Origin of the sequence: Daejeonella sp. (assembly GCF_030684675.1) — a bacterium.
Taxonomy (GTDB): Bacteria; Bacteroidota; Bacteroidia; order Sphingobacteriales; family Sphingobacteriaceae; genus Daejeonella.
Window position 1 is genome coordinate 1 of the sequence record NZ_JAUXXZ010000013.1, and the last position, 20,098, is coordinate 20,098.

A 20,098-nucleotide genomic window follows, 5' to 3' on the forward strand; every position below is an offset into this window, starting at 1 on the left:
GAATAAGAATAAAATGAGTACGCTGAATGCAGTTAGAAACAAGTTAATCCACCGGATTTTTGCATGTGTCAACAATAACCGACCCTATGAAAAAAATTATCAAAGATTAGTTGCATAGATCATAGAAATCGGGGTCGAAGAATAAAATCATCATTTCTCTGAATTAAATTCTCCCCCTCTTACAAAAAATAAAAAAAATAATATATTTGTTCTTCAATTTTAATGCTAATTAAGATGATAGTATTAGCCACCCTTCGTATACGCTAGGGTTCCCCTTCCACAAAAATTAATTACGCAGATTTTATCTGCTTATATCTTATTTTAATCATCATTCTTTTATCATGTCTGAAACCGTACAAAATTCCGGTAAGATTCCGGCTATAGTATCTATTATAAAACAATCGCTCAAAGGAGAAGAGCGCGATTATACCCAGGGAAGCATTCGATTATCAGTTCTTTTGCTCGCCATTCCGATGGTGCTCGAAATGATCATGGAATCTGTCTTTGCCCTGGTTGATCTCTATTTTGTGGGTCACCTCGAAAACAGCAGTTATGCAATCCAGACTGTTGGCTTAACAGAATCGGTACTAACCATCATTTATTCAATCGCAATAGGCATCAGCATGGCCGCAACCGCTGTGGTCGCAAGGCGTATCGGAGAAAAAGATCCGAAGGCAGCCTCCAAAGCGGGGATGCAGGCGATACTGATTGCAATATTAATCAATACAATCATCAGTATCCCCGGATTTATCTATGCCACCGATATCCTGATACTGATGGGAGCCTCTGCAGAATCGGCAGCTCATGGGACTGCCTTTACCCAAATCATGATGGGAAGCAGTATTTTCATTATGCTTTTGTTTCTGATCAATGGTATTTTCAGAGGGGCCGGAAATGCAGCAATTGCAATGAAAAGTCTCTGGCTGGCTAATCTGGCCAATATTATTTTATGTCCGATTTTTATCAATGGATTTGGTCCGGTACCTGCTTTCGGACTTACCGGAGCTGCAATGGCAACCACTATGGGACGTGGTTTGGGGGTTTGCTACCAGCTTTACTATCTGTTTGATGGCAGCGGATACCTGAAAATGAAACTGACTTATCTAAAGCCGCAATGGGAGCAGATAGTCGCACTTTTAAAAATCTCGGGACCCGGAGTTTTGCAGTTTGTGATCGCATCCTGCAGCTGGATTTTCCTTGCACAATTAGTTGCAACCACAGGCGGTGATGAGGGCTCAGCAGGTTATCAGACCGCTTTGCGCTTGTTTATGTTCTTTATGCTTCCGGCCTGGGGACTGAGTAATGCTGCATCTACGCTTGTCGGGCAGAACCTTGGCGCCAAACAGATTGAGCGTGCCGAGCTTTCGGTTATCAAAACAGCCAAATACAATGTGATCTTCATGATCTTCATTTCTTTTGTATCGATTCCCGGGGCAAGGATTATGGTATCATTTTTTACGAATGATCCGGGTGTGCAGGATGTTGCGGTGCAGGCTTTGCGAATTATCGGAGCCGGCTATGTGTTCTATGGTGTGGGTATGGTTTTAATCAATGCCTTTAATGGGGCAGGAGATACCTGGACCCCAACCTGGCTCAATCTCTTTGGCTTCTGGTTTTTCCAGATTCCGTTGGCTTATCTGCTGGCTAAGTTTTTCCAAATGGGACCTCAAGGTGTTTTTATTGCAATTCCGGTTACAGAAATTGCGATCACCATTGCGGGGTATGTATTGTTTAAAAGGGGGAAGTGGAAGAGGGTGAAGGTTTAATGAGTTGATAGTTGACAGTTGATAATGGGGGTGATAGTTGACAAGACACCCGATAGCTGTCTGAACTGTGATTCTTTTGATTATTGTGATTTTGATGATTTTTTCAGGACGCTAATACATATTGTCTAAAAAGATCTGTTTCCAATGAACTCAAAATTTCTAGGCGCCTCTCCTCCCCCTCTTTTGGAGGGGGCTGGGGGGAGGCCTCCTGGTGTAGTGGTAGGGGGAGGCTATTCAATTTCAATGAGAATCTTTCTTCCAACCACCCCCTTTCATTCCCCCGCCGGCGGGGGATACTACCGCTAATGCCCACCGCCTAAATAATCTATCTCAAGTGAACTCAAATTTCTAGGCGCTACGCCTCCCCCTCCTTCGGTCCAAAGGACTCCTTCGGAGAGGGGGCTGGGGGGTGGCTCGTGATTGTTTTGATTAACGTGATTTTTCAATCCCTGGAAACAGATAACTGACAACAGATAACTAAAAACGTAGCAACGTTCCCCCAATCGCATCCACCAGTCCCTTATTCACCTCCACCTCCTTCGCAAATTCCTTCCATCTGCCAACAGTTTCACTTATCTCTTCAATGATATGAGCAGATTTTTTGCATTTAATCGATTCGCCAATGATGAGGAGGTCTTCTTTTATAATATCCTTCCTTTTATTGTTGATGCTCAGCGCATGCTGACTCACCCAATCACTTCCGGGACGGTAGGCATGGCAAATATCATAAGCCGGAGCCAGCTCCCATTTGTCTTCCTTTTTTAGTCTGAAAGCGAAGTTCTTTGTATGGTCGTCACAATTTCGGGCGAGCACATTGAATGCCATTCTTCTGAATAATTGCTCCATAGCCTGGTAATCAAGTTTCAGCTCGCGCATGGTTTGAAATAATTGCTCATAGCTAAAACTGCTGACCAGATTGAAATCAAAATGCTTCAGCGCACAAAAAGTTTGAATATGATGTTTTGTTTCTCCGCCTTCCCGGTCAAAGCGTTTGGTCATGAAATGTGCGCGCTCGTTTTCTTCTAAGAGCATAGAGGGCATCATGTCAATTCCGCAGGCGATGGCCATGTTATAATAAGCCATCTCCACGCGGCCGTAGCCCTTTGTTGCTCCCAGTTGCACATCACTTACCCCGTCCAGTTTGATCAGCCAATGTTCAAATCCCTGTGGAGCCTTTGTTTGTCCTGATTTAACTTCTCCTGTTTTTTCATTATAGGCAATAACCGCTTTGGGTCGGGCGCCACCAGCAGAAGTTCCAATTTTTAAGATCTCCAGCACCGCTTTTTCTTCATCTTTTTGCAGATTTGTCGCGAAGGACTCTCTGCTGTAGAGCATTTTTTGGGCAATATCAACCAGATTGTTTATTTCAATCGAGAAGGTTCTGACGTTCTCTTTGAGGCTTGTCGGCTCAAATTCCAGAGCACCCATGCCTCTGCTGCCAATAAAGCAAAGCATTTCGACGGGGTTCATACTGTCCTGTGGCCGGCCTTGCTGTGCAAGCCAGAGGTTGATGAGCTGGTTTCCGTATTTATCAGGCAATACATCGGCCAGTAAGCCGGGCAGGCCTTTGAAAGTATCGTGTTCAGTATTTTTATTCCGGCGCAATTCAGGAAAGCTGATCACATTCCTGCCTGAATTTAGCGGCATTTTTAGCGGAGCTAATTCCCAGCCAAGCTTTTTAAATTTGGGCTCATATTCAAAACTCGCCAGACCGGTTTTTTCATCCCAGGCAACTGCCCCAACCAGTTCATTCCAAATTTTTACTTCTGCTACATTCATCTCTATGAAGATTAAGGATTCAGTTTTCTACCACCCGCACGTTTACGTTTATTCCGTTCCATTTTTGCAAGGGCAAGCGGACTAATACTCTGCTGAACTGTAAACACATCCATGATATGCAATAAGTCCAATACCCTCAAAACCTGAATTAGTGTGGCGAGTGTAACGGTTTCTCCGCGTTCCAGCAGACTCAAAGTAGAGCGACTGATACCCGCAGCATTGGCCAATTGTTCCTGCGATTTGTTCTGCTCCAGGCGATGATGCTTTACAAATGCAGCAATCTGTCCTGCCAAAGCCTTATCGTTCATTGAATTCCAATTCATGTATGATATTTCAGTCATAAATGATTATTTACTTGTTAGTGAATGATAATTCATGCAAATATAATTATTTATATTGATTTTGAAAACATGAATGATTTATCATGTGGTAAATAAATATAATCAGGTTATTGAATGAATTATAATTCAATATAAAATATTTTATTTAACTAATGTGATGTTCACTCAGGCAATCGAATTTCTTCAACTGCTCTCTATGTTACAAATTGGAATACTGAATAAATTTATATTTTTGATACACACCTAAAGGTTTAAAATCCATGAGATCACTTGAGCAAATTTTTCGGGATGCATTTGCTGGTATAGATGTTACTGTTAACGGTGATAAGCCATGGGATATACAAGTGCATAATTCCAAATTTTATGAGCGGGTTGTAGGGGGCGGTAGTTTGGCTTTTGGAGAGTCCTATATGGAAGGATGGTGGGATTGTGAAGCCCTGGATCAGTTTTTCTTCAGGGTGTTTCATCATCGCCTGCATAAAAAATTGCCTTTGTTTAACTACGGCTTCCTTTTGTTAGCGGTGGCAGCAAAAATTAAAAACCTGCAATCCAAAAGTCGGGCGAAGCAGGTTGCTTTTAAACATTATGATATAGGTAATGAGCTTTTTGAAAAAATGCTTGATTCCCGAATGGTGTACTCATGTGGCTATTGGGAAAAGGCTAACAATCTTGAGGAAGCTCAGGAGGCCAAGCTTGATCTGATTTGCCGAAAGTTGAAACTGGAAAAAGGCATGAGCGTGTTGGAGATAGGTTGTGGCTGGGGTGGTTTTGCTAAATATGCCGCTGAAAATTACGGTGTTTCGGTTATAGCGATAACCATATCTGAACAGCAGGCTATTCTTGCCCGCGAATTAAATGAAGGGCTTCCTGTTGAGATCAGGTTACAGGATTACCGTGATGTGAATGAAAAATTTGACCGGGTGGTATCCATTGCGATGTTAGAGGCAGTGGGCTACCGTAATTACAGGGAGTATATGGAAGTTGCATGCAGATGTCTTAACGATGATGGCTTGTTCCTCATTCATACGATAGGAGGTGGTCATGATGCCAAAACTACAGAGCCATGGATAGATAAATATATTTTTCCTAATGGTATGGTTCCATCAGCAAGTCAGCTATCCAAATCCTGGCAGGGACTTTTTGTTTTGGAAGACTGGCATAATTTCGGCCTTTATTATGACCCCACATTAATGGCATGGCTCAAAAATTTTGAAGAAAGCTGGGATAGCATTAAGGCAGACTATGACGAAACATTTTATCGCATGTGGCGCTATTACCTGTGTGCGAGTGCGGCGACTTTCCGCTCACGCTATAATCAACTTTGGCACATTGTTTTAACTAAACGACAAAACTTAGGAGGGTATCAATCAGTGAGATAGGTTTTAATCCCTTGGGAGGGGAACCAAAAATAAAAAAGCTTTAAAACCCGCTCAATCAACTCTTAGCACATTATTCCCACCCATATTCCACACCAATCCAATACTCAAAACCCCATTCCCCGCCTGCAGGTATTTCCGGTTCTTTAAGCCGAAATTACTACCGCTGCTGTATTGCAGCTGCAGATTTTTGCTTACTGCCATTCTGGTAAAAAATACAGGCTCAAAGAAAATATTGTCTTCAGGTAATTGTTCCAGGCCGTTTATCTGGAATTTGTTTGAACGGATATGGCTAATCCGTAAGGCGGTACCATAGTTTAAGGGGAACCTGGCTCCGAATAAATTAAGGGTTTTCTTTTTCTTAGTGCTGTAGTTGACCTGAAGGAATTTCTTGCCGAAATTAATCTCCTGTGTTTCATCTACTATAAGTCCACTGCTTGTATTTGTCAAGTAAGTACGTTCTGAATTTCCCGTTCCAAGTCCGGCGTAAATTTCCAGAATGCGGTTTTGCTCAGTTCCAATTTTTGTGAAATAGCCAATGCCACTTTCAAGCAGATTCTGTTTGAATTCTTTTCTTGCCCTTTCCTGATTGGTTACAGAAGCATTCAGAAGTACTCCCCAGTGTTCTGAAAATGCATAGGCAGAGTTGAATGAAAAATTTCCTTTTAAAGTCAGATGACCGGATGCATGTACTTCATCCTTAGCACTCAGCATCGGGGTGTTTGGTACATTGGGCATGTAGAGTGAAGCACAGCTGTTTAATACTATTACTAATGTAATGATGCTGATGGATCTGATCGTATTCATTCTGATTGGATTTACATTGGATTTGTGTGAAGCAAATAATATGCCTTGATTTAATTTCCGGGGAGAATTGTTATTGATTGTTCTTGCGAGTGCAGCGTTTTGTCATTGCGAGCGCAGCGCGGCAATCCCCTTAGCAATGGTACTAAACGTGATGAGATTGCTTCGTCGTGCCTCCTCGCAATGACAATCGTGGTGTCATTACGCGTGTAGCTCTTTGTAATTGCAAGCGTAACGCTTTGTCATTGCGAGCGCAGCGCGGCAATCTTCACACTAATAGTACTGAGCGTGATGAGATTGCTTCGTCGTGCCTCCTAGCAATGACAAACATATGCTGGGTATGGTTAATATCTTTATACTTTTCAACACCCTTCTTCCCACCCTAAAAGATTTGTAAATTTGGATTCATCCCAAAAATATTTTTATGCCTGATTTTTCGCACCTCCACGTACATACACAATTTTCACTGTTGGATGGTGCGGCAGATATTTCGCGTCTCTTCAAAAAGGCTAAAGCCGATGGCATGAAAGCGATGGCAATCACCGATCATGGGAATATGTTCGGGGTATTTAAATTTGTCGCCGAAGCCGGTAAACATGGGGTAAAACCGATTGTGGGTTGTGAGTTTTATGTCGTGGCCGACCGGCATATCAAGCAGTTTACAAAGGAAAAACGCGATCAGCGTTTTCATCAGCTTTTGCTTGCTAAAAATGCTGAAGGCTATAAAAATCTCGTAAAACTATGCTCCCTGGGCTATATCGAAGGCTTGTACAGTAAATGGCCACGTATCGATAAGGAACTGATCCTCAAACATCATAAAGGATTGATTGCGACTACCTGTTGCCTGGGTGCTTCGGTACCTCAAACTATTTTGAAGAAAGGGGAGGAAGAGGCAGAAATTGAGTTTAAATGGTGGCTGGACCTCTTTGGGGAGGATTATTACATCGAACTTCAGCGCCATAATATCCCTGAGCAGGAGACAGTCAATGCTGTTTTGCTCAAATTTGCAAAGAAATACAATGTTAAGGTGATCTGCTCCAACGATTCGCATTATGTGGATCAGGAGGATGCAAATGCACACGATATCCTTTTATGCGTGAATACGGGCGATATGAAAAGTACGCCGATCGCTACGGATGAAGAGAGCGGAAAGGGTTTTAGATTTGGATTCCCGAATGATCAGTTCTTCTTCAAGAGTCAGGAAGAAATGGGAAAGGTTTTTCATGATCTTCCCGAATCACTCGATAATACAAATGAAATCGTGGACAAGGTTGATATTCTTCAATTAAAGCGGGATATCATGCTTCCGAATTTTCCGATTCCTGATGAGTTTAAGATCCATCAGGGCCCAGAATCGGATAACATGAATCAGTGGGAATACCTCAAAGACCTGACCTTTAAAGGTGCCAAAGATCGCTATGTGGATATTAGTCCGGAGGTTGAAGAACGCCTCAATTTTGAGCTATTTACTATCCGTACGATGGGTTTTGCGGGTTACTTCCTCATTGTAGCTGATTTTATCCGTGCCGGGCGTGATTTGGGTGTGTTTATCGGTCCGGGGCGTGGTTCTGCCGCAGGTTCTGTGGTTGCCTATTGCATCGGGATTACCAATATCGATCCAATTAAATACAATTTGCTGTTTGAGCGTTTTCTGAACCCCGACCGTAAGTCAATGCCCGATATTGATACGGACTTTGATGATGCAGGCCGTCAGAAAGTGATTGATTATGTAGTAGATAAATACGGTAAAAATCAGGTGGCCCAGATCATTACCTATGGCTCTATGGCCGCAAAATCGAGTATTAAGGATGTTGCTCGCGTACTTGACCTGCCGCTGGCCGAGTCGAATATGCTGGCTAAGCTGGTCCCCGACAGACCGGGAACCAACCTTGTACAGGTGATGACAGCCCCGATTGACACGGTTAAGAAGGAGCAGAATCCTGAAGATTTTGAGAATATTAAAACCCTGAGGAAGATCCTGGAAGATGGTAAATCTTTGCAGGCGGATGTATTGAAAGAGGCGATGATCCTGGAAGGCTCGGTGAGGAACGTGGGTGTTCATGCGGCAGGTATCATCATTGCACCATACGATCTTACTGATATTATTCCGGTCGCGACTTCCAAGGAATCTGACTTGCTGGTCACCCAGTTTGACGGGAGGGTGATTGAAGATGCGGGGGTAATTAAGATGGACTTTCTGGGACTCAAAACCCTGACAATTATCAAGGATGCCCTGCGTTTGATCAAGCAGAATCATCATGTCGACATCGACATCGATTATATTTCGCTCGAAGACCAGAAGACTTTTGAGCTTTACCAGCGTGGCGATACAAATGGAACTTTCCAGTTTGAGAGCGACGGAATGCAAATGTACCTGCGCGATCTGAAGCCGGATAAGTTTGAAGATCTGATTGCGATGAATGCGCTCTATCGTCCGGGGCCAATTGAGTACATCCCCAAATTTATTTCCCGTAAACATGGTCGTGAGGCTGTGAGTTATGACCTGATGGATATGCAGGAGCATCTGGAAGAAACCTATGGAATTACGGTTTACCAGGAGCAGGTGATGTTACTGTCGCAAAAGCTTGCTGGTTTCAGTAAGGGCGATGCGGATGTGCTGCGTAAGGCGATGGGTAAGAAGCAGATTGAGGTTCTGAATAAGATGAAAGCCCAGTTTATGGAGGGCTGTAATACCAATGGTCATGATCCGAAAATTGCCGAAAAGGTATGGACCGACTGGGAGGCTTTTGCACAATATGCCTTCAATAAATCGCATTCGACCTGTTATGCATTTGTTGCCTATCAAACGGCTTATCTTAAGGCCAATTATCCCGCAGAATACATGGCTGCGGTATTGAACAATCAGAATAACATCGAAAAGATCTCCTTCTTTATGGAGGAGTGTAAAAAGATGGGTGTCCCTGTTCTGGGGCCGGATATCAACGAATCTGAACTGAGCTTTACCGTAAATAAAAAGGGCGAGGTTCGCTTTGGCATGTCGGGAATGAAAGGTGTCGGAGAGAAGGCCGTAGAAAGTATTGTGGAGGAGCGCGAGGCAAACGGATTGTATGCCAGTGTCTATGATTTTGCACGCCGGACCAATTCACGTGCCGTGAGTAAGAAAGTATATGAAAACCTCGTTTACGGTGGTGCATTTGACTGCTTTGGCTTTAATCGGGCCCAGTTTTTCTTTAAACCGGATGGTGGTTTTTATAATGGAATTGAGCGTTTAGTGAAGTACACGAATGATTTTCAGAATAATCTAAATTCCTCACAGGCCTCTTTGTTTGGTGGTACCAATGATGCCGAAATTACAGAACCTCAGCTTTCTGAATGTGAAGAATGGGGATTGATTGAGAAGCTGAAATACGAGAAGGAATCTATCGGAATTTATCTGACAGGGCATCCGCTCGATAATTATAAGTTTGAACTTGAGAATTTCTGCTCTCACAAGGTGAAACACCTGAGCCTGATTAACAGAATGAAGAGTACTGAAGCGCTGCCCGAAGATCAGGAGGAGTTTAAGAAAATCAGTAACCGGGATTTGGTTATAGGCGGTTTGGTATCAGCATGCAGGCATGGTACTACTAAAACTGGTAAACCTTTCGGCTCTTTTATGCTTGAAGATTATGGCGAGACCTTTGAGATTGCCTTGTTTGGAGAAGATTATATCAAATTAAAGCAATATCTGGTTGTGGGCTTATTTTTACAGGTGAGGGGCACTGTTATGGAGCGCTTTAAGCAAAAAGATAACTGGGAATTTAAGGTAAATAGTATCGTTCTGCTATCAGAACTGCGCGATAAAATGTCAAAATGTCTGACCATTCAATTGCCTCTGACTGAACTGTCTGAGACATTTATGACGAAGATGGATGAGATTGTGAAACAAAATACCGAACAGAATCCGCAGCGCAATTGTCAGCTGAAATTCATGATCATGGATTTTGAAGGAGAAACGACACTTGAGATGCCGTCAAAGTCAGTAAAAATAAATCCGAGCAATGAATTTCTGGAAGATATTTCTAAATTGCTTGGCGTTCGGTATAAGTTGAATTAGTGTCACATTAGCAGCAGTATTTTGTGGCAGGAATATTGAATACTATCTTTGAATTATAAACAGTAAATCTCATTATTATGGCATTAGAATTAACAGATGCAAACTTCGATGAATTAGTCCTTAAGTCTGATAAACCTGTATTGGTTGATTTTTGGGCAGAATGGTGTGGTCCTTGCCGTATGGTAGGTCCTGTTGTTGAAGAACTGGCAAAAGAGTATGAAGGAAAAGCAATTATCGGAAAAGTAAACGTCGATAACAATCCTGGTATTTCAATGAAATTCGGAATCCGGAATATCCCGGCTTTATTATATTTCAAAGGTGGTGAAATTGTTGACAAACAGATTGGTGCAGTGCCAAAATCGGTTCTGGCTGAGAAATTGATCAAGCAACTTTAATTCCCTATAAATCACAAAAAAGCTCTTCAGGTTTTCTGAGGGGCTTTTTTTGTGAAAATGGTTTGGCTAAAATTATTTCTGCGTAAAATATTCTGGTTGATTTTAAAAGAACGGCACCTTTTCAAGGACATGTAAGCTGTATCCATTGTGAACTTATTGATAATTCTCACAAACGACCCCTTCAGGGTCAGTATTTATAATTCCAACTTGTAGGAGTAATCGTCATGACATTGAACCTGTAAGATTTGGCCAATCTGTCTTATGTGATTGAAGAATAATGCTTTTTTTCTTCAGGGAGTGAATTTTATGCTATTTTAGGATATGGAACCCAATCTTACAAATTATAAAGACCTTCAGGATTTTGGAAACCTCGAGCTGCTTTCAAAGCAGGTGGTTGAAGGTTTTATAACAGGCCTCCATAAAAGTCCTTTTCATGGTTTTTCTGTTGAATTTGCTGAGCACCGGCTTTACAATACGGGTGATTCGATAAAGAATGTAGATTGGAAACTCTTTGGGCGGACAGATAAATTATTTGTGAAGCGCTTTGAGGAGGAAACCAATCTGCGTTGTCAAATTGTTCTGGATGTCTCATCTTCTATGTATTATCCCGAAAAGGATTTTAATAAACTATTGTTTTCTGTTTATTCGGCAGCATCTTTGATGTACCTGTTTAAAAAACAAAGGGATGCCTTTGGCCTAAGTTTATTCTCAGATAAGCTGGAACTATCGACAGCAGCTAAATCAACAGCGGTACATCAGAAATACTTATTCTCAGAGCTTGAGAGTTTAATGAACAGAAAGGGCAGGGACAGTCGTACGGCTGTAGCTTCTGCTTTGCATCAGATTGCAGAACTGATTCATAAGCGTTCGCTGGTCATTATTTTTAGTGATATGCTCGTGGGAGAGTCGGAAGAGGGTTTGTTGGAGATATTTTCAGCCTTGCAGCACCTAAAACACAATAAACACGAAGTAATTATATTCAACGTTCTGGATCATAAAATGGAAATGGACTTTGATTTCGGAAACCGCCCTTATCATTTTATAGATATTGAAAACGGAGAGGAGTTAAAAGTCCATCCCAATAATGTAAAGGAAGCCTATATAGAAGCTTTTGATGCTTATCATAAAGAACTGAAACTAAAGTGTGCGCAATATAAGATTGATCTGATTGATGCGGATATTCATGATGGGTTTTATCAGGTCTTGCATTCGTATTTGATTAAGAGGGGGAAGATGGGGAGGTGATAATTGATAATTGACAGTTGAGAATTAATAGCTTAGTCATTGACTACTCTCATAAAAATGAATTATAAATTTCTGGCAACCGACAACAGAAAACCGGTAAAAAAATAAACCAATCATAATAAGAAACATGAAAAAAGTACTAATCTCCTTCGCTGTGATTATTTTAATGTGTTCCATGCAAATTCAAAAGCCTGTTAAAGTAATATTCTTTGGTGATTCAATTACCCGGGCGGGTGTTAATCCCGGAGGTTATATTACCCTGATGCAGGAAGCGCTACGCGGGAAAACAAATCCTGAATATGAACTGATTGGTGCCGGAATTGGAGGAAACAAGGTCTATGATCTGTTTCTCAGGTTTGAAGACGATGTTTTGAGCAAAAAACCGGATGTTGTTGTGATGTATGTTGGTGTAAACGATGTTTGGCATAAACAAAGCTCACAAACAGGTACCGACCCGGATAAATTCATTGCATTTTATACTGCGATGATTGAAAAATTGCAGGCTGCCGGTATCAGGGTTATCGTTTGCACCCCTGCAGCTATTGGAGAGCGTACAGACTTTAGTAATGCGCAGGATGGCGATCTGAACCGCTACAGTAATATCATTCGCGAATTAGCCCAAAAATACTCTTGTGGTTTAGTCGACCTGAGAAAGGCATTTTTGGATTATAATCTTAAAAATAATCCTGAGAATAAGGAATCCGGGATTTTGACCACAGACAGGGTGCATTTGAATCCTGCGGGGAATAAGCTGGTTGCTGATCTGATGATTAAGGCATTATCCGAAAAGTAAAAAAGCTCCGGGTTTGATTCCGGAGCCTTTTTAGCTTTTTTTATCTTCTTTTATTGCCGAAGCGCCTTCTCGGACTCCCGCTTGTTGCACCCCTTGCTGAATCAGGAGCAGGTTTTTTACCTGAACTGCCTTTCTTTTTGGTCGATTGACTAAAAATATGGGATGCAGCGCGCATATGATAAGGTTGATCTTCGGTAACTGGTATCTCCCTGCCGATCAGTTTCTGAATATCTTTCAGGTATTCCATTTCCTCCTCATCGCAGAATGATAATGCAATGCCACTCGATCCTGCGCGACCGGTACGGCCGATGCGGTGGACATAGGTTTCGGGAACGTTGGGTAATTCATAATTGATCACATGCGAAAGCTCATCAATATCAATTCCTCTGGCAGCAATATCAGTTGCAATTAAGGCTTTGATTTGTCCGCTTTTGAAATTGGATAATGCCTTTTGACGCGCATTCTGGGATTTATTTCCATGAATCGCTTCTGTTTTAATTCCGGCTTTAACCAGATCCTTCGTGATCTTATCGGCACCATGTTTGGTGCGGGTAAAGATCAGTGCAGATTTGATGCTCTTATCATTCAGCAGGTGGATCAGTAATTTTTTCTTATCACCTTTTTCGACGAAAAAGAGGGATTGATCAATGGTGTCGGCAGTAGTTGAAGGAGGCGTAACCTCTACTTTTTCGGGATCTACAAGGATCGTATTGGCCAGTTTTTGAATTTCAGGTGGCATGGTTGCTGAGAAAAACAAGGTTTGACGTTTTTGCGGGATCTTGGTGATGATCTTTTTTACATCATGGATAAATCCCATATCCAGCATCCTGTCTGCTTCATCAAGTACAAATATTTTGAGATAATGTAAATGAACAAACTTCTGATTGATCAGGTCTAATAACCTACCGGGAGTTGCAATGAGTATATCTATTCCCGATTTTAATGCAGATACCTGAGAACCCTGAGAAACGCCACCAAAGATGACGGCATGTTTCATACCGGTGTGGCGGCCATAAGCAGCAAAGCTTTCGCCGATTTGTATGGCAAGTTCACGTGTAGGGGTTAAAATAAGGCATTTGATTGCTCTGGGCCCTTTGTCATATATTTTACCGCCTTCCAGAATTTGAATAATTGGAATTGCGAAAGCAGCAGTCTTACCTGTACCTGTTTGCGCACATCCCAAAAGATCTTTGCGTTCTAAAATGATTGGTATGGATTGTTCCTGAATAGGAGTAGGGGCAGTATAACCTTCTGTTTTTAAAGCCTTTAAAATCGGCTCAATAATATTTAATTCTTCGAATAACATGTAATGATTTTACATTGCCGTTAAAAATGCCGGCAATTTTATATTGCGGCAAAGGTACGGGTTTAAAATGATAATGTATATCTCCTGATAATTGTAGTCTTTCAGGACTGGTATGAATCCAGTGCTTCCAGGATAATTGTACAGGCAAGCTTAATCTCTTCTTCAGATATGATCAATGGTGGAGCGATGCGCATCGCTGTATCGCAATGTAAAAACCAGTCGATGATGATGCCCTTATCGGAGCAATAATTACTCACATATTCTACCTGTTCGAAGGTACTTAGCTGTATGCTCAGCATCAATCCTTTACCTCGTATTTCTTTTATTTCGGGATGCTGCAGGTGTTTTTTGAACAATGATTCCTTCACAGCAACATCCTTGTAAAGGTTTTCCTCCAATATTACTTCCAGATTGGCAAGTCCGGCAGCACAGCTTACCGGGTGACCGCCAAATGTGGTGATATGCCCAAGGATTGGATTATCTTTAAGTACGGACATGATTTCATTGCTTGAAATAAATGCGCCGATGGGCATTCCTCCTCCCATACCTTTAGCCAGTAGGAGGATGTCGGGTTTAATATTAAAGTTCTCAAAACCAAATAGTTTACCTGTACGGCCGAAGCCGGTTTGTATTTCATCCAGAATCAGCAATGTGCCGGTCTGATTGCATCGCTTGCGCAAAGCCTGCATATATTCAGGATCAGGTACACAAACGCCTGCTTCTCCTTGTATAGTTTCTATTATGATGGCAGCGGTTTCTAAGTTTATTTGCTCAAGATCACACAAATTGTTGAATTCAATAAACCGGATTCCCGGCAGCAGCGGACGGTAGGCCTGTTTATAATATTCGTTCCCCATCACACTAAGCGCTCCCTGTGTACTGCCATGGTAAGAATTTCTGCAGGCTATAATTTCTGATCTCCTGGTATAGCGCTTCGCCAGTTTCATCGCACCTTCAGTGGCTTCGGCACCCGAGTTTACAAAATAGACAGAGTTGAGGGAATCAGGCAGGATTGAGGATAGTTTTTCTGCAAACTTGACCTGTGGTGATTGCACATACTCCCCATAAACGGTGAGGTGAAGGTATTTATCGGCCTGATCTTTTATTGCCTGTACCACTCTTGGATGACGATGACCGATATTACTAACAGCAAATCCGGAAACCAGATCCATATAGTTTTTCCCGGAATGATCGTAAAGATACATACCTTCGGCTCTTTCAATTTCGAGTAAACGGGGGAATGGGGATGTTTGAGCAGTATTTAACAGAAAAAGCTGACGCGGGCTAAGCATGTACAAAAATACATAAATAAAATGCAGGCAATTGATTAGATGAATGGAAAATAGCTTTTCATAAATATTTCCCTCTTCACTCGAATTTCTTAGACACCACGCTGTCCCCCTTCGGAGGGGGGCGCGTTTAGCCTTGTGTGATAGCAGGGGGAGGTCAGCCATCACAAAAGCTCAATCTCAATGAGTAAACGGTTTTCATCGAAAGTTTTAAATAAGTTTAATTCAGCATTTTATCTAGTAATGGGAAAGGCAAATTCATCCAATCTTTGGTGTTATAATAAAGCTTTGCGTACTTATTCTAACATGAATAGAAAAGCAATGACCAAAGCTGAGGCCTGTTTATGGAAATATTCTCTAAGCAAAAGGCAAATGGAAGGATACCAGTTTTTGAGGCAAAGACCTGTATTGAGTTATATTGCAGATTTCATGTGTAAAGAACTTATGCTAATTATTGAAGTTGATGGTCTTACACACCAATGGGAGGAGGTTGCATTGAATGATTTTAAGCGTGAACAAGATTTGAAGGGAATTGGATTTACGGTATTACGTTTTGATGATAATGATGTTTTGAATCATATTGATAATGTATCTTATCTGATAAGGGAGTATATGATTGATTTTAAGAAGAGAAATAGTATAAACCTCCCCCTTTAATTCCCCCTCAAGCGGGGGATACTGGGCGCCTAGGAATATTGCTAAAAGAAAATATTTTCCTCTTCACTTAAATTCCTTAGATACGACCCTGTCCCCTGTGGATGTGGGAGTGTTTAGATATGTGTGGATGCAGGGGAAGTTAAACTATTCCCTTCTCCGATGATTTAACTGCTTAATCAGATGCTCTCTGAATTCCCGCTCTGCCTGGTATAATAGCAAAACTTTTTCTGCTGGAATAGCCTTTAAATAGAGTTTTTTATACTTTTTTTTCAAGTCCAACATCCTGCTTTCATAAGTTAGGTCGGCGTTGATCTTATCATTTGGAGCAATATCAGTTTTCTGTCTGTCTTCCCTTCTCTTTCGCATCAGTTCCATCAGCTCTTTTTGGTAATTATTGTATACCGGCCAGAATTTCTGAGCTTCTTCTGTAGTCAGATCGAGTTTCTTTGTAATAAAGGCGACTTTAATTGCTTCAATTCGTTCATAATGCCCACGGCGATCCTGAGCTACCAATATTGTGTTCATTGTCAGACACATTATTATACCCAAAATCCCTTTCTTTACTAATCCTATCATAATGTTGTACTGTTAATATACTGTTCAATATCTTCTTCTGGAACGTCGGTGGATACTTGCTGCAGACCATCCTCAGTGACATTTTCTATAATGAATTGGTTGTCATTCACCGTACTGTGAAACTGAAGGTAATTGATGATATCCTGATCCGGAACTTTTGATAACTGCTGATTGAAAACGTAGCCGGATGAATTAAAATAAAAGAATATCCCGATGACAAATACGACGCTTGCCGCTGCAGAATAACGCATCCATGATGGAAACATAGTTTTCAGCTTTGCAGGTGCTTTCTTCTCCTCAATTCTTGAATTTATGCGCTCAGCAAGGCTGGTAAAATAGGCATCCGGGACCTTAAACCCATCGGCCGGAGCCAGATTCTGAATAGTTTCAATGGCTATTCGATCTTCAATTCTTCCTGCCAATTGATTGAAATAATTTTTAGGCAAGCTGAATTCATCTTCATTTTCAAATCGAAAGCTTTCGAGTTTGGCCAGAGTATTCAGGTTTTCATTTAGAGATTCAAAATAGGCGGGAGGCACAGCAAAGGGGTTCTCTCTGCTAATTTTAGCAAGAGTTGGAGCCTCTTTTAACCAATCCTTATCTGAATTCTCTGTTTTCATATTCCTTTGATACACCTGGGATAGAAAGGTTTAATCTGAATTTAATAATATCTGTTCAATTTTTTTAACTGCAATATGAAAAGATGCCTTCAGGGCGCCGACACTGGTACCCAGAATTTCAGAGATCTCTTCGTATTTCAAATCATCAAAGTATTTCATGTTAAACACCAGCCTTTGTTTTTCGGGCAGGGTCAATAGAGCTTTTTGAAGCTCCATCTGTGCTTTATCGCCGTCAAAATACGGACTATCAGCGAGTGTTTCAGCTAAATCCAGACCGTTTGAATCATCTAAGGATACGCTGTTCCTTAATTTTTTGCGGTTCAGAAAGGTGATACTTTCATTAGTGGCTATGCGGTAGATCCAAGTAAATAATTGTGAATCACTTCTGAAGTTTGCCAGATTCTTCCAGACCTTAATGAATACATCCTGAACCAGATCATCGGTATCATCGTGGTCAATGACCAGCCTGCGGATATGCCAGTATATTTTCTGCTGATACTTTTTCAGCAGCAAATTGAAGGCCTCATTGCGGGTGCTTTCCCCGGAAAATTTTTCTAAAATTTCGGAATCCTCTACCTGCATATCTTTGTTTTTGGTTTGGATTCCTGAATTCAGGGTAATTATTTACGTTTAATTACCCAGTTTACCGCATTGATAATATCCTCGGTATCCAAACCGTATTTTTTCATCAGTTGATCAGGAGTACCACTTTCTCCGAAACTATCGTTAACTGCAACGTATTCCTGCGGAACAGGATTGTTTCTTGTTAGCACCTGTGCAATACTGTCACCTAAACCACCATAGCGGTTATGCTCTTCACAAGTAACTACACAACCGGTCTTCGCGACTGATTTTAAGACTGCAGCTTCATCCAAAGGTTTAATGGTATGGATATTAATTATTTCAGCACTGATTCCTGCTTCTGCGAGCTTTTCACCAGCCTCAATAGCCTTCCAGACCATGTGGCCAGTAGCGAAAATACTTACGTCAGTTCCTTCATTAACCATCCATGCCTTACCAATCTCGAATTTTTGATCGGGATCTGTAAAAACAGGTACTGCAGGTCTTCCAAATCTTAAATAAACCGGACCGTGATGATCGGCAATGGCAATAGTTGCGGCTTTCGTCTGGTTATAATCGCAAGGATTGATTACCACCATTCCGGGAAGCATTTTCATCATACCGATGTCCTCCAGAATCTGATGCGTTGCACCATCTTCACCGAGGGTAAGTCCGGCATGTGAAGCACAAATTTTTACGTTCTTGTCTGAATAGGCGATAGACTGTCTGATCTGATCGTACACACGACCCGTTGAGAAGTTAGCAAAAGTACCTGTATAAGGAATTTTACCACCGATTGTTAAACCAGCCGCAATTCCCATCATATTTGCTTCTGCAATTCCGATCTGAAAAAAGCGTTCAGGAAACTCCTTGATAAAAGCATCCATTTTTAATGAACCGATCAAATCGGCACATAAAGCGACTACTTTATCGTTCTTTTGTCCTACTTCAAGTAAACCTGCTCCAAAACCTGAACGGGTATCTTTTTTCTCGGTGTATGTGTATTTCTTCATATAACAAAGCAAAGGGCCTGAAATTATACAGGCTGAATTTTTTAATTGTGTTTTTGAATTCGGATTACCTTTTAGAAATCCTTAATAATCGCCAAGAGTTTCTTCCAGTTGACCCAGGGCAAGTGCGAGCTGATCATCATTAGGAGCAGAGCCATGCCATTTATGAGTATGCATCATGAAGTCAACACCATTGCCCATCATGGTTTGCATCAATATCATGATCGGTTTTCCTTTAAATGTTTTGCTGATTGCAAGATCAAGGACTCGTACAACATCGCCCATATCATTTCCACTCATTTCAAGTACTTCCCATCCAAAAGCTTCCCATTTAGCTCTTAAATTTCCTAAAGATAAAATAGCATCTGTTGGTCCGTCAATTTGCTGCCCGTTAACATCAATAGTAGATATCAGATTGTCAATTTTATTATGGCTCGCATACATTGCTGCTTCCCAGGTTTGACCTTCCTGAAGTTCTCCATCGCCATGCAATGAAAATACAAGTCTGTTATCCTCGTTTAGCTTTTTAGCGATAGCAGCACCAATCGCCACCGACATACCCTGACCTAAAGAGCCGGATGCAACCCGTATTCCCGGTAATTTTTCGTGGGTTGTAGGATGCCCCTGCAGCCTGGTATTGATCTTTCTGAAAGTTGCCAGCTCAGATACCTCAAAATATCCGGAGCGTGCCAGAACACTGTACCATACCGGTGAAATATGTCCGTTAGAAAGGAAGAACAGATCTTCACCAGATCCATCCATATCAAATTTGGTATTGTGTTTTAGGGTATGAAAGTAAAGAGCTACTAAATAATCAGTGCAGCCCAGGGATCCGCCCGGATGTCCGGATTGGCAGGCATGAACCATTCTTAAAATATCACGTCGAACCTGTGAGGCAATTTTTGTTAATTTATCAATATCTGGAGTCATAATTTGTGCTTAATGGCCTTGCTAAAATAGCCATGTTCTTTGAAAGGAAGGGGTTATTTTAAAATTATTTGATTTTGAGAATATTTAAGCTGGATAAACCGACTTTATTTAATTGAATCCAAAACCTGTCCGGAAGAGTTTTTAGTATCAACTTTATCAATGATCTTTTGAATCAGTCCGTTCTTGTCAATAATGAATGTTTTTCTGGCTACCCCCATGTATTTTTTACCGTACATATTCTTTTCAACCCATACGCCATAAGCCTCAACGATTTTCTTATCGGTATCGGCAATCAGAGAGAAAGGCAGGCTGTATTTAGTAATGAACTTTTGGTGCGACTTTTCATCATCAGTGCTTACGCCTAAAACTTCGAAGCCTTCTTTTAACAGGGATTGGTAATTATCCCTGAAACTGCATGCTTCCGCAGTGCAACCCGGAGTATCATCTTTAGGATAAAAATATAGGATTACATCTTTTCCTGAAAAATCACTCAGGCTGATACTTTTTCCATTTTGGTCTTTTGCCTTGAAATCAGGAGCTTTCTGCCCCTCAGTAAGCTCAGTCATTTTTTACTCGATTTATGGGGCTAAAAT

Annotated in this window: 18 protein-coding genes; 7 read left to right on the top strand and 11 right to left on the bottom strand. The window is 41.4% G+C overall.

Annotated features, from left to right (window positions below; all coding sequences use genetic code 11):
* Positions 1 to 341: 341 nt before the first annotated feature.
* Positions 342 to 1,766, top strand: a complete 1,425-nt coding sequence (locus Q8M41_RS02000) for an MATE family efflux transporter (RefSeq protein ID WP_305363566.1) — start codon at positions 342 to 344, stop codon at positions 1,764 to 1,766.
* A gap of 477 nt (positions 1,767 to 2,243) precedes the next feature.
* Here the strand turns inward: Q8M41_RS02000 and Q8M41_RS02005 are convergent, their stop codons facing one another.
* Positions 2,244 to 3,545 (bottom strand): type II toxin-antitoxin system HipA family toxin, encoded by a 1,302-nt coding sequence (locus Q8M41_RS02005; protein WP_305363567.1) that lies wholly within the window; start codon positions 3,543 to 3,545, stop codon positions 2,244 to 2,246.
* Positions 3,546 to 3,556: 11 nt separating this feature from the next.
* Positions 3,557 to 3,886, bottom strand: coding sequence for a helix-turn-helix domain-containing protein (locus Q8M41_RS02010; protein ID WP_305363568.1), 330 nt, complete (start codon positions 3,884 to 3,886; stop codon positions 3,557 to 3,559).
* Between the two features lie 260 nt (positions 3,887 to 4,146).
* On the opposite strand from Q8M41_RS02010, the gene cfa reads away from it, so the two are divergent.
* A complete protein-coding gene (gene cfa / locus Q8M41_RS02015; protein ID WP_305363569.1) occupies positions 4,147 to 5,265 on the top strand; it encodes a cyclopropane fatty acyl phospholipid synthase in 1,119 nt (372 codons plus the stop codon).
* Between the two features lie 51 nt (positions 5,266 to 5,316).
* Here cfa and Q8M41_RS02020 read toward each other — a convergent pair whose 3' ends face one another.
* A complete protein-coding gene (locus tag Q8M41_RS02020; RefSeq protein ID WP_305363570.1) occupies positions 5,317 to 6,069 on the bottom strand; it encodes a hypothetical protein in 753 nt (250 codons plus the stop codon).
* A 421-nt stretch (positions 6,070 to 6,490) separates the two neighbouring features.
* Between Q8M41_RS02020 and dnaE the strand changes: the two genes are divergently transcribed.
* From dnaE to Q8M41_RS02040, 4 genes are all read left to right on the top strand, one after another.
* Positions 6,491 to 10,123: a DNA polymerase III subunit alpha gene (dnaE, locus tag Q8M41_RS02025; protein WP_305363571.1), complete on the top strand. Its 3,633-nt coding sequence runs from the start codon at positions 6,491 to 6,493 to the stop codon at positions 10,121 to 10,123.
* A 77-nt stretch (positions 10,124 to 10,200) separates the two neighbouring features.
* Positions 10,201 to 10,518 (top strand): thioredoxin, encoded by a 318-nt coding sequence (gene trxA / locus Q8M41_RS02030; RefSeq protein WP_305363572.1) that lies wholly within the window; start codon positions 10,201 to 10,203, stop codon positions 10,516 to 10,518.
* Positions 10,519 to 10,839: 321 nt separating this feature from the next.
* A complete protein-coding gene (locus Q8M41_RS02035) occupies positions 10,840 to 11,763 on the top strand; it encodes a DUF58 domain-containing protein (protein ID WP_305363573.1) in 924 nt (307 codons plus the stop codon).
* A gap of 127 nt (positions 11,764 to 11,890) precedes the next feature.
* Complete coding sequence (locus Q8M41_RS02040; protein WP_305363574.1) at positions 11,891 to 12,556, top strand: SGNH/GDSL hydrolase family protein; 666 nt, start codon at positions 11,891 to 11,893, stop codon at positions 12,554 to 12,556.
* Positions 12,557 to 12,596: 40 nt separating this feature from the next.
* Here Q8M41_RS02040 and Q8M41_RS02045 read toward each other — a convergent pair whose 3' ends face one another.
* Positions 12,597 to 13,862, bottom strand: coding sequence for a DEAD/DEAH box helicase (locus tag Q8M41_RS02045; protein ID WP_305363575.1), 1,266 nt, complete (start codon positions 13,860 to 13,862; stop codon positions 12,597 to 12,599).
* A 101-nt stretch (positions 13,863 to 13,963) separates the two neighbouring features.
* A complete protein-coding gene (locus Q8M41_RS02050; RefSeq protein WP_305363576.1) occupies positions 13,964 to 15,154 on the bottom strand; it encodes an aspartate aminotransferase family protein in 1,191 nt (396 codons plus the stop codon).
* 240 nt (positions 15,155 to 15,394) lie between these two features.
* Here Q8M41_RS02050 and Q8M41_RS02055 point away from each other — a divergent pair, with 240 nt between their 5' ends.
* Entirely contained in the window at positions 15,395 to 15,808 is a 414-nt protein-coding gene (locus Q8M41_RS02055) for an endonuclease domain-containing protein (protein ID WP_305363577.1), read from the top strand.
* A gap of 144 nt (positions 15,809 to 15,952) precedes the next feature.
* On the opposite strand, the gene Q8M41_RS02060 is transcribed toward Q8M41_RS02055, so the two are convergent.
* The 6 genes from Q8M41_RS02060 to bcp all read right to left on the bottom strand — a co-directional run bounded on the left by Q8M41_RS02060 (position 15,953) and on the right by bcp (position 20,071).
* The gene (locus tag Q8M41_RS02060; RefSeq protein WP_305363578.1) at positions 15,953 to 16,333 is read right to left on the bottom strand and encodes a hypothetical protein; all 381 of its coding nucleotides are present in this window, start codon (positions 16,331 to 16,333) and stop codon (positions 15,953 to 15,955) included.
* Positions 16,334 to 16,380: 47 nt separating this feature from the next.
* On the bottom strand, positions 16,381 to 17,004 hold the full coding sequence (locus tag Q8M41_RS02065) for a hypothetical protein (RefSeq protein WP_305363579.1): 624 nt from the start codon (positions 17,002 to 17,004) through the stop codon (positions 16,381 to 16,383).
* A 30-nt stretch (positions 17,005 to 17,034) separates the two neighbouring features.
* Positions 17,035 to 17,586 carry an RNA polymerase sigma factor gene (locus Q8M41_RS02070; RefSeq protein ID WP_305363580.1) on the bottom strand — a complete coding sequence of 184 codons (552 nt, stop codon included), beginning with the start codon at positions 17,584 to 17,586 and terminating at the stop codon, positions 17,035 to 17,037.
* Between the two features lie 38 nt (positions 17,587 to 17,624).
* Positions 17,625 to 18,578 (bottom strand): transketolase family protein, encoded by a 954-nt coding sequence (locus tag Q8M41_RS02075; protein ID WP_305363581.1) that lies wholly within the window; start codon positions 18,576 to 18,578, stop codon positions 17,625 to 17,627.
* Positions 18,579 to 18,659: 81 nt separating this feature from the next.
* On the bottom strand, positions 18,660 to 19,505 hold the full coding sequence (locus Q8M41_RS02080; protein ID WP_305363582.1) for a transketolase: 846 nt from the start codon (positions 19,503 to 19,505) through the stop codon (positions 18,660 to 18,662).
* Between the two features lie 104 nt (positions 19,506 to 19,609).
* Entirely contained in the window at positions 19,610 to 20,071 is a 462-nt protein-coding gene (gene bcp, locus Q8M41_RS02085; protein ID WP_305363583.1) for a thioredoxin-dependent thiol peroxidase, read from the bottom strand.
* Positions 20,072 to 20,098: the final 27 nt, after the last annotated feature.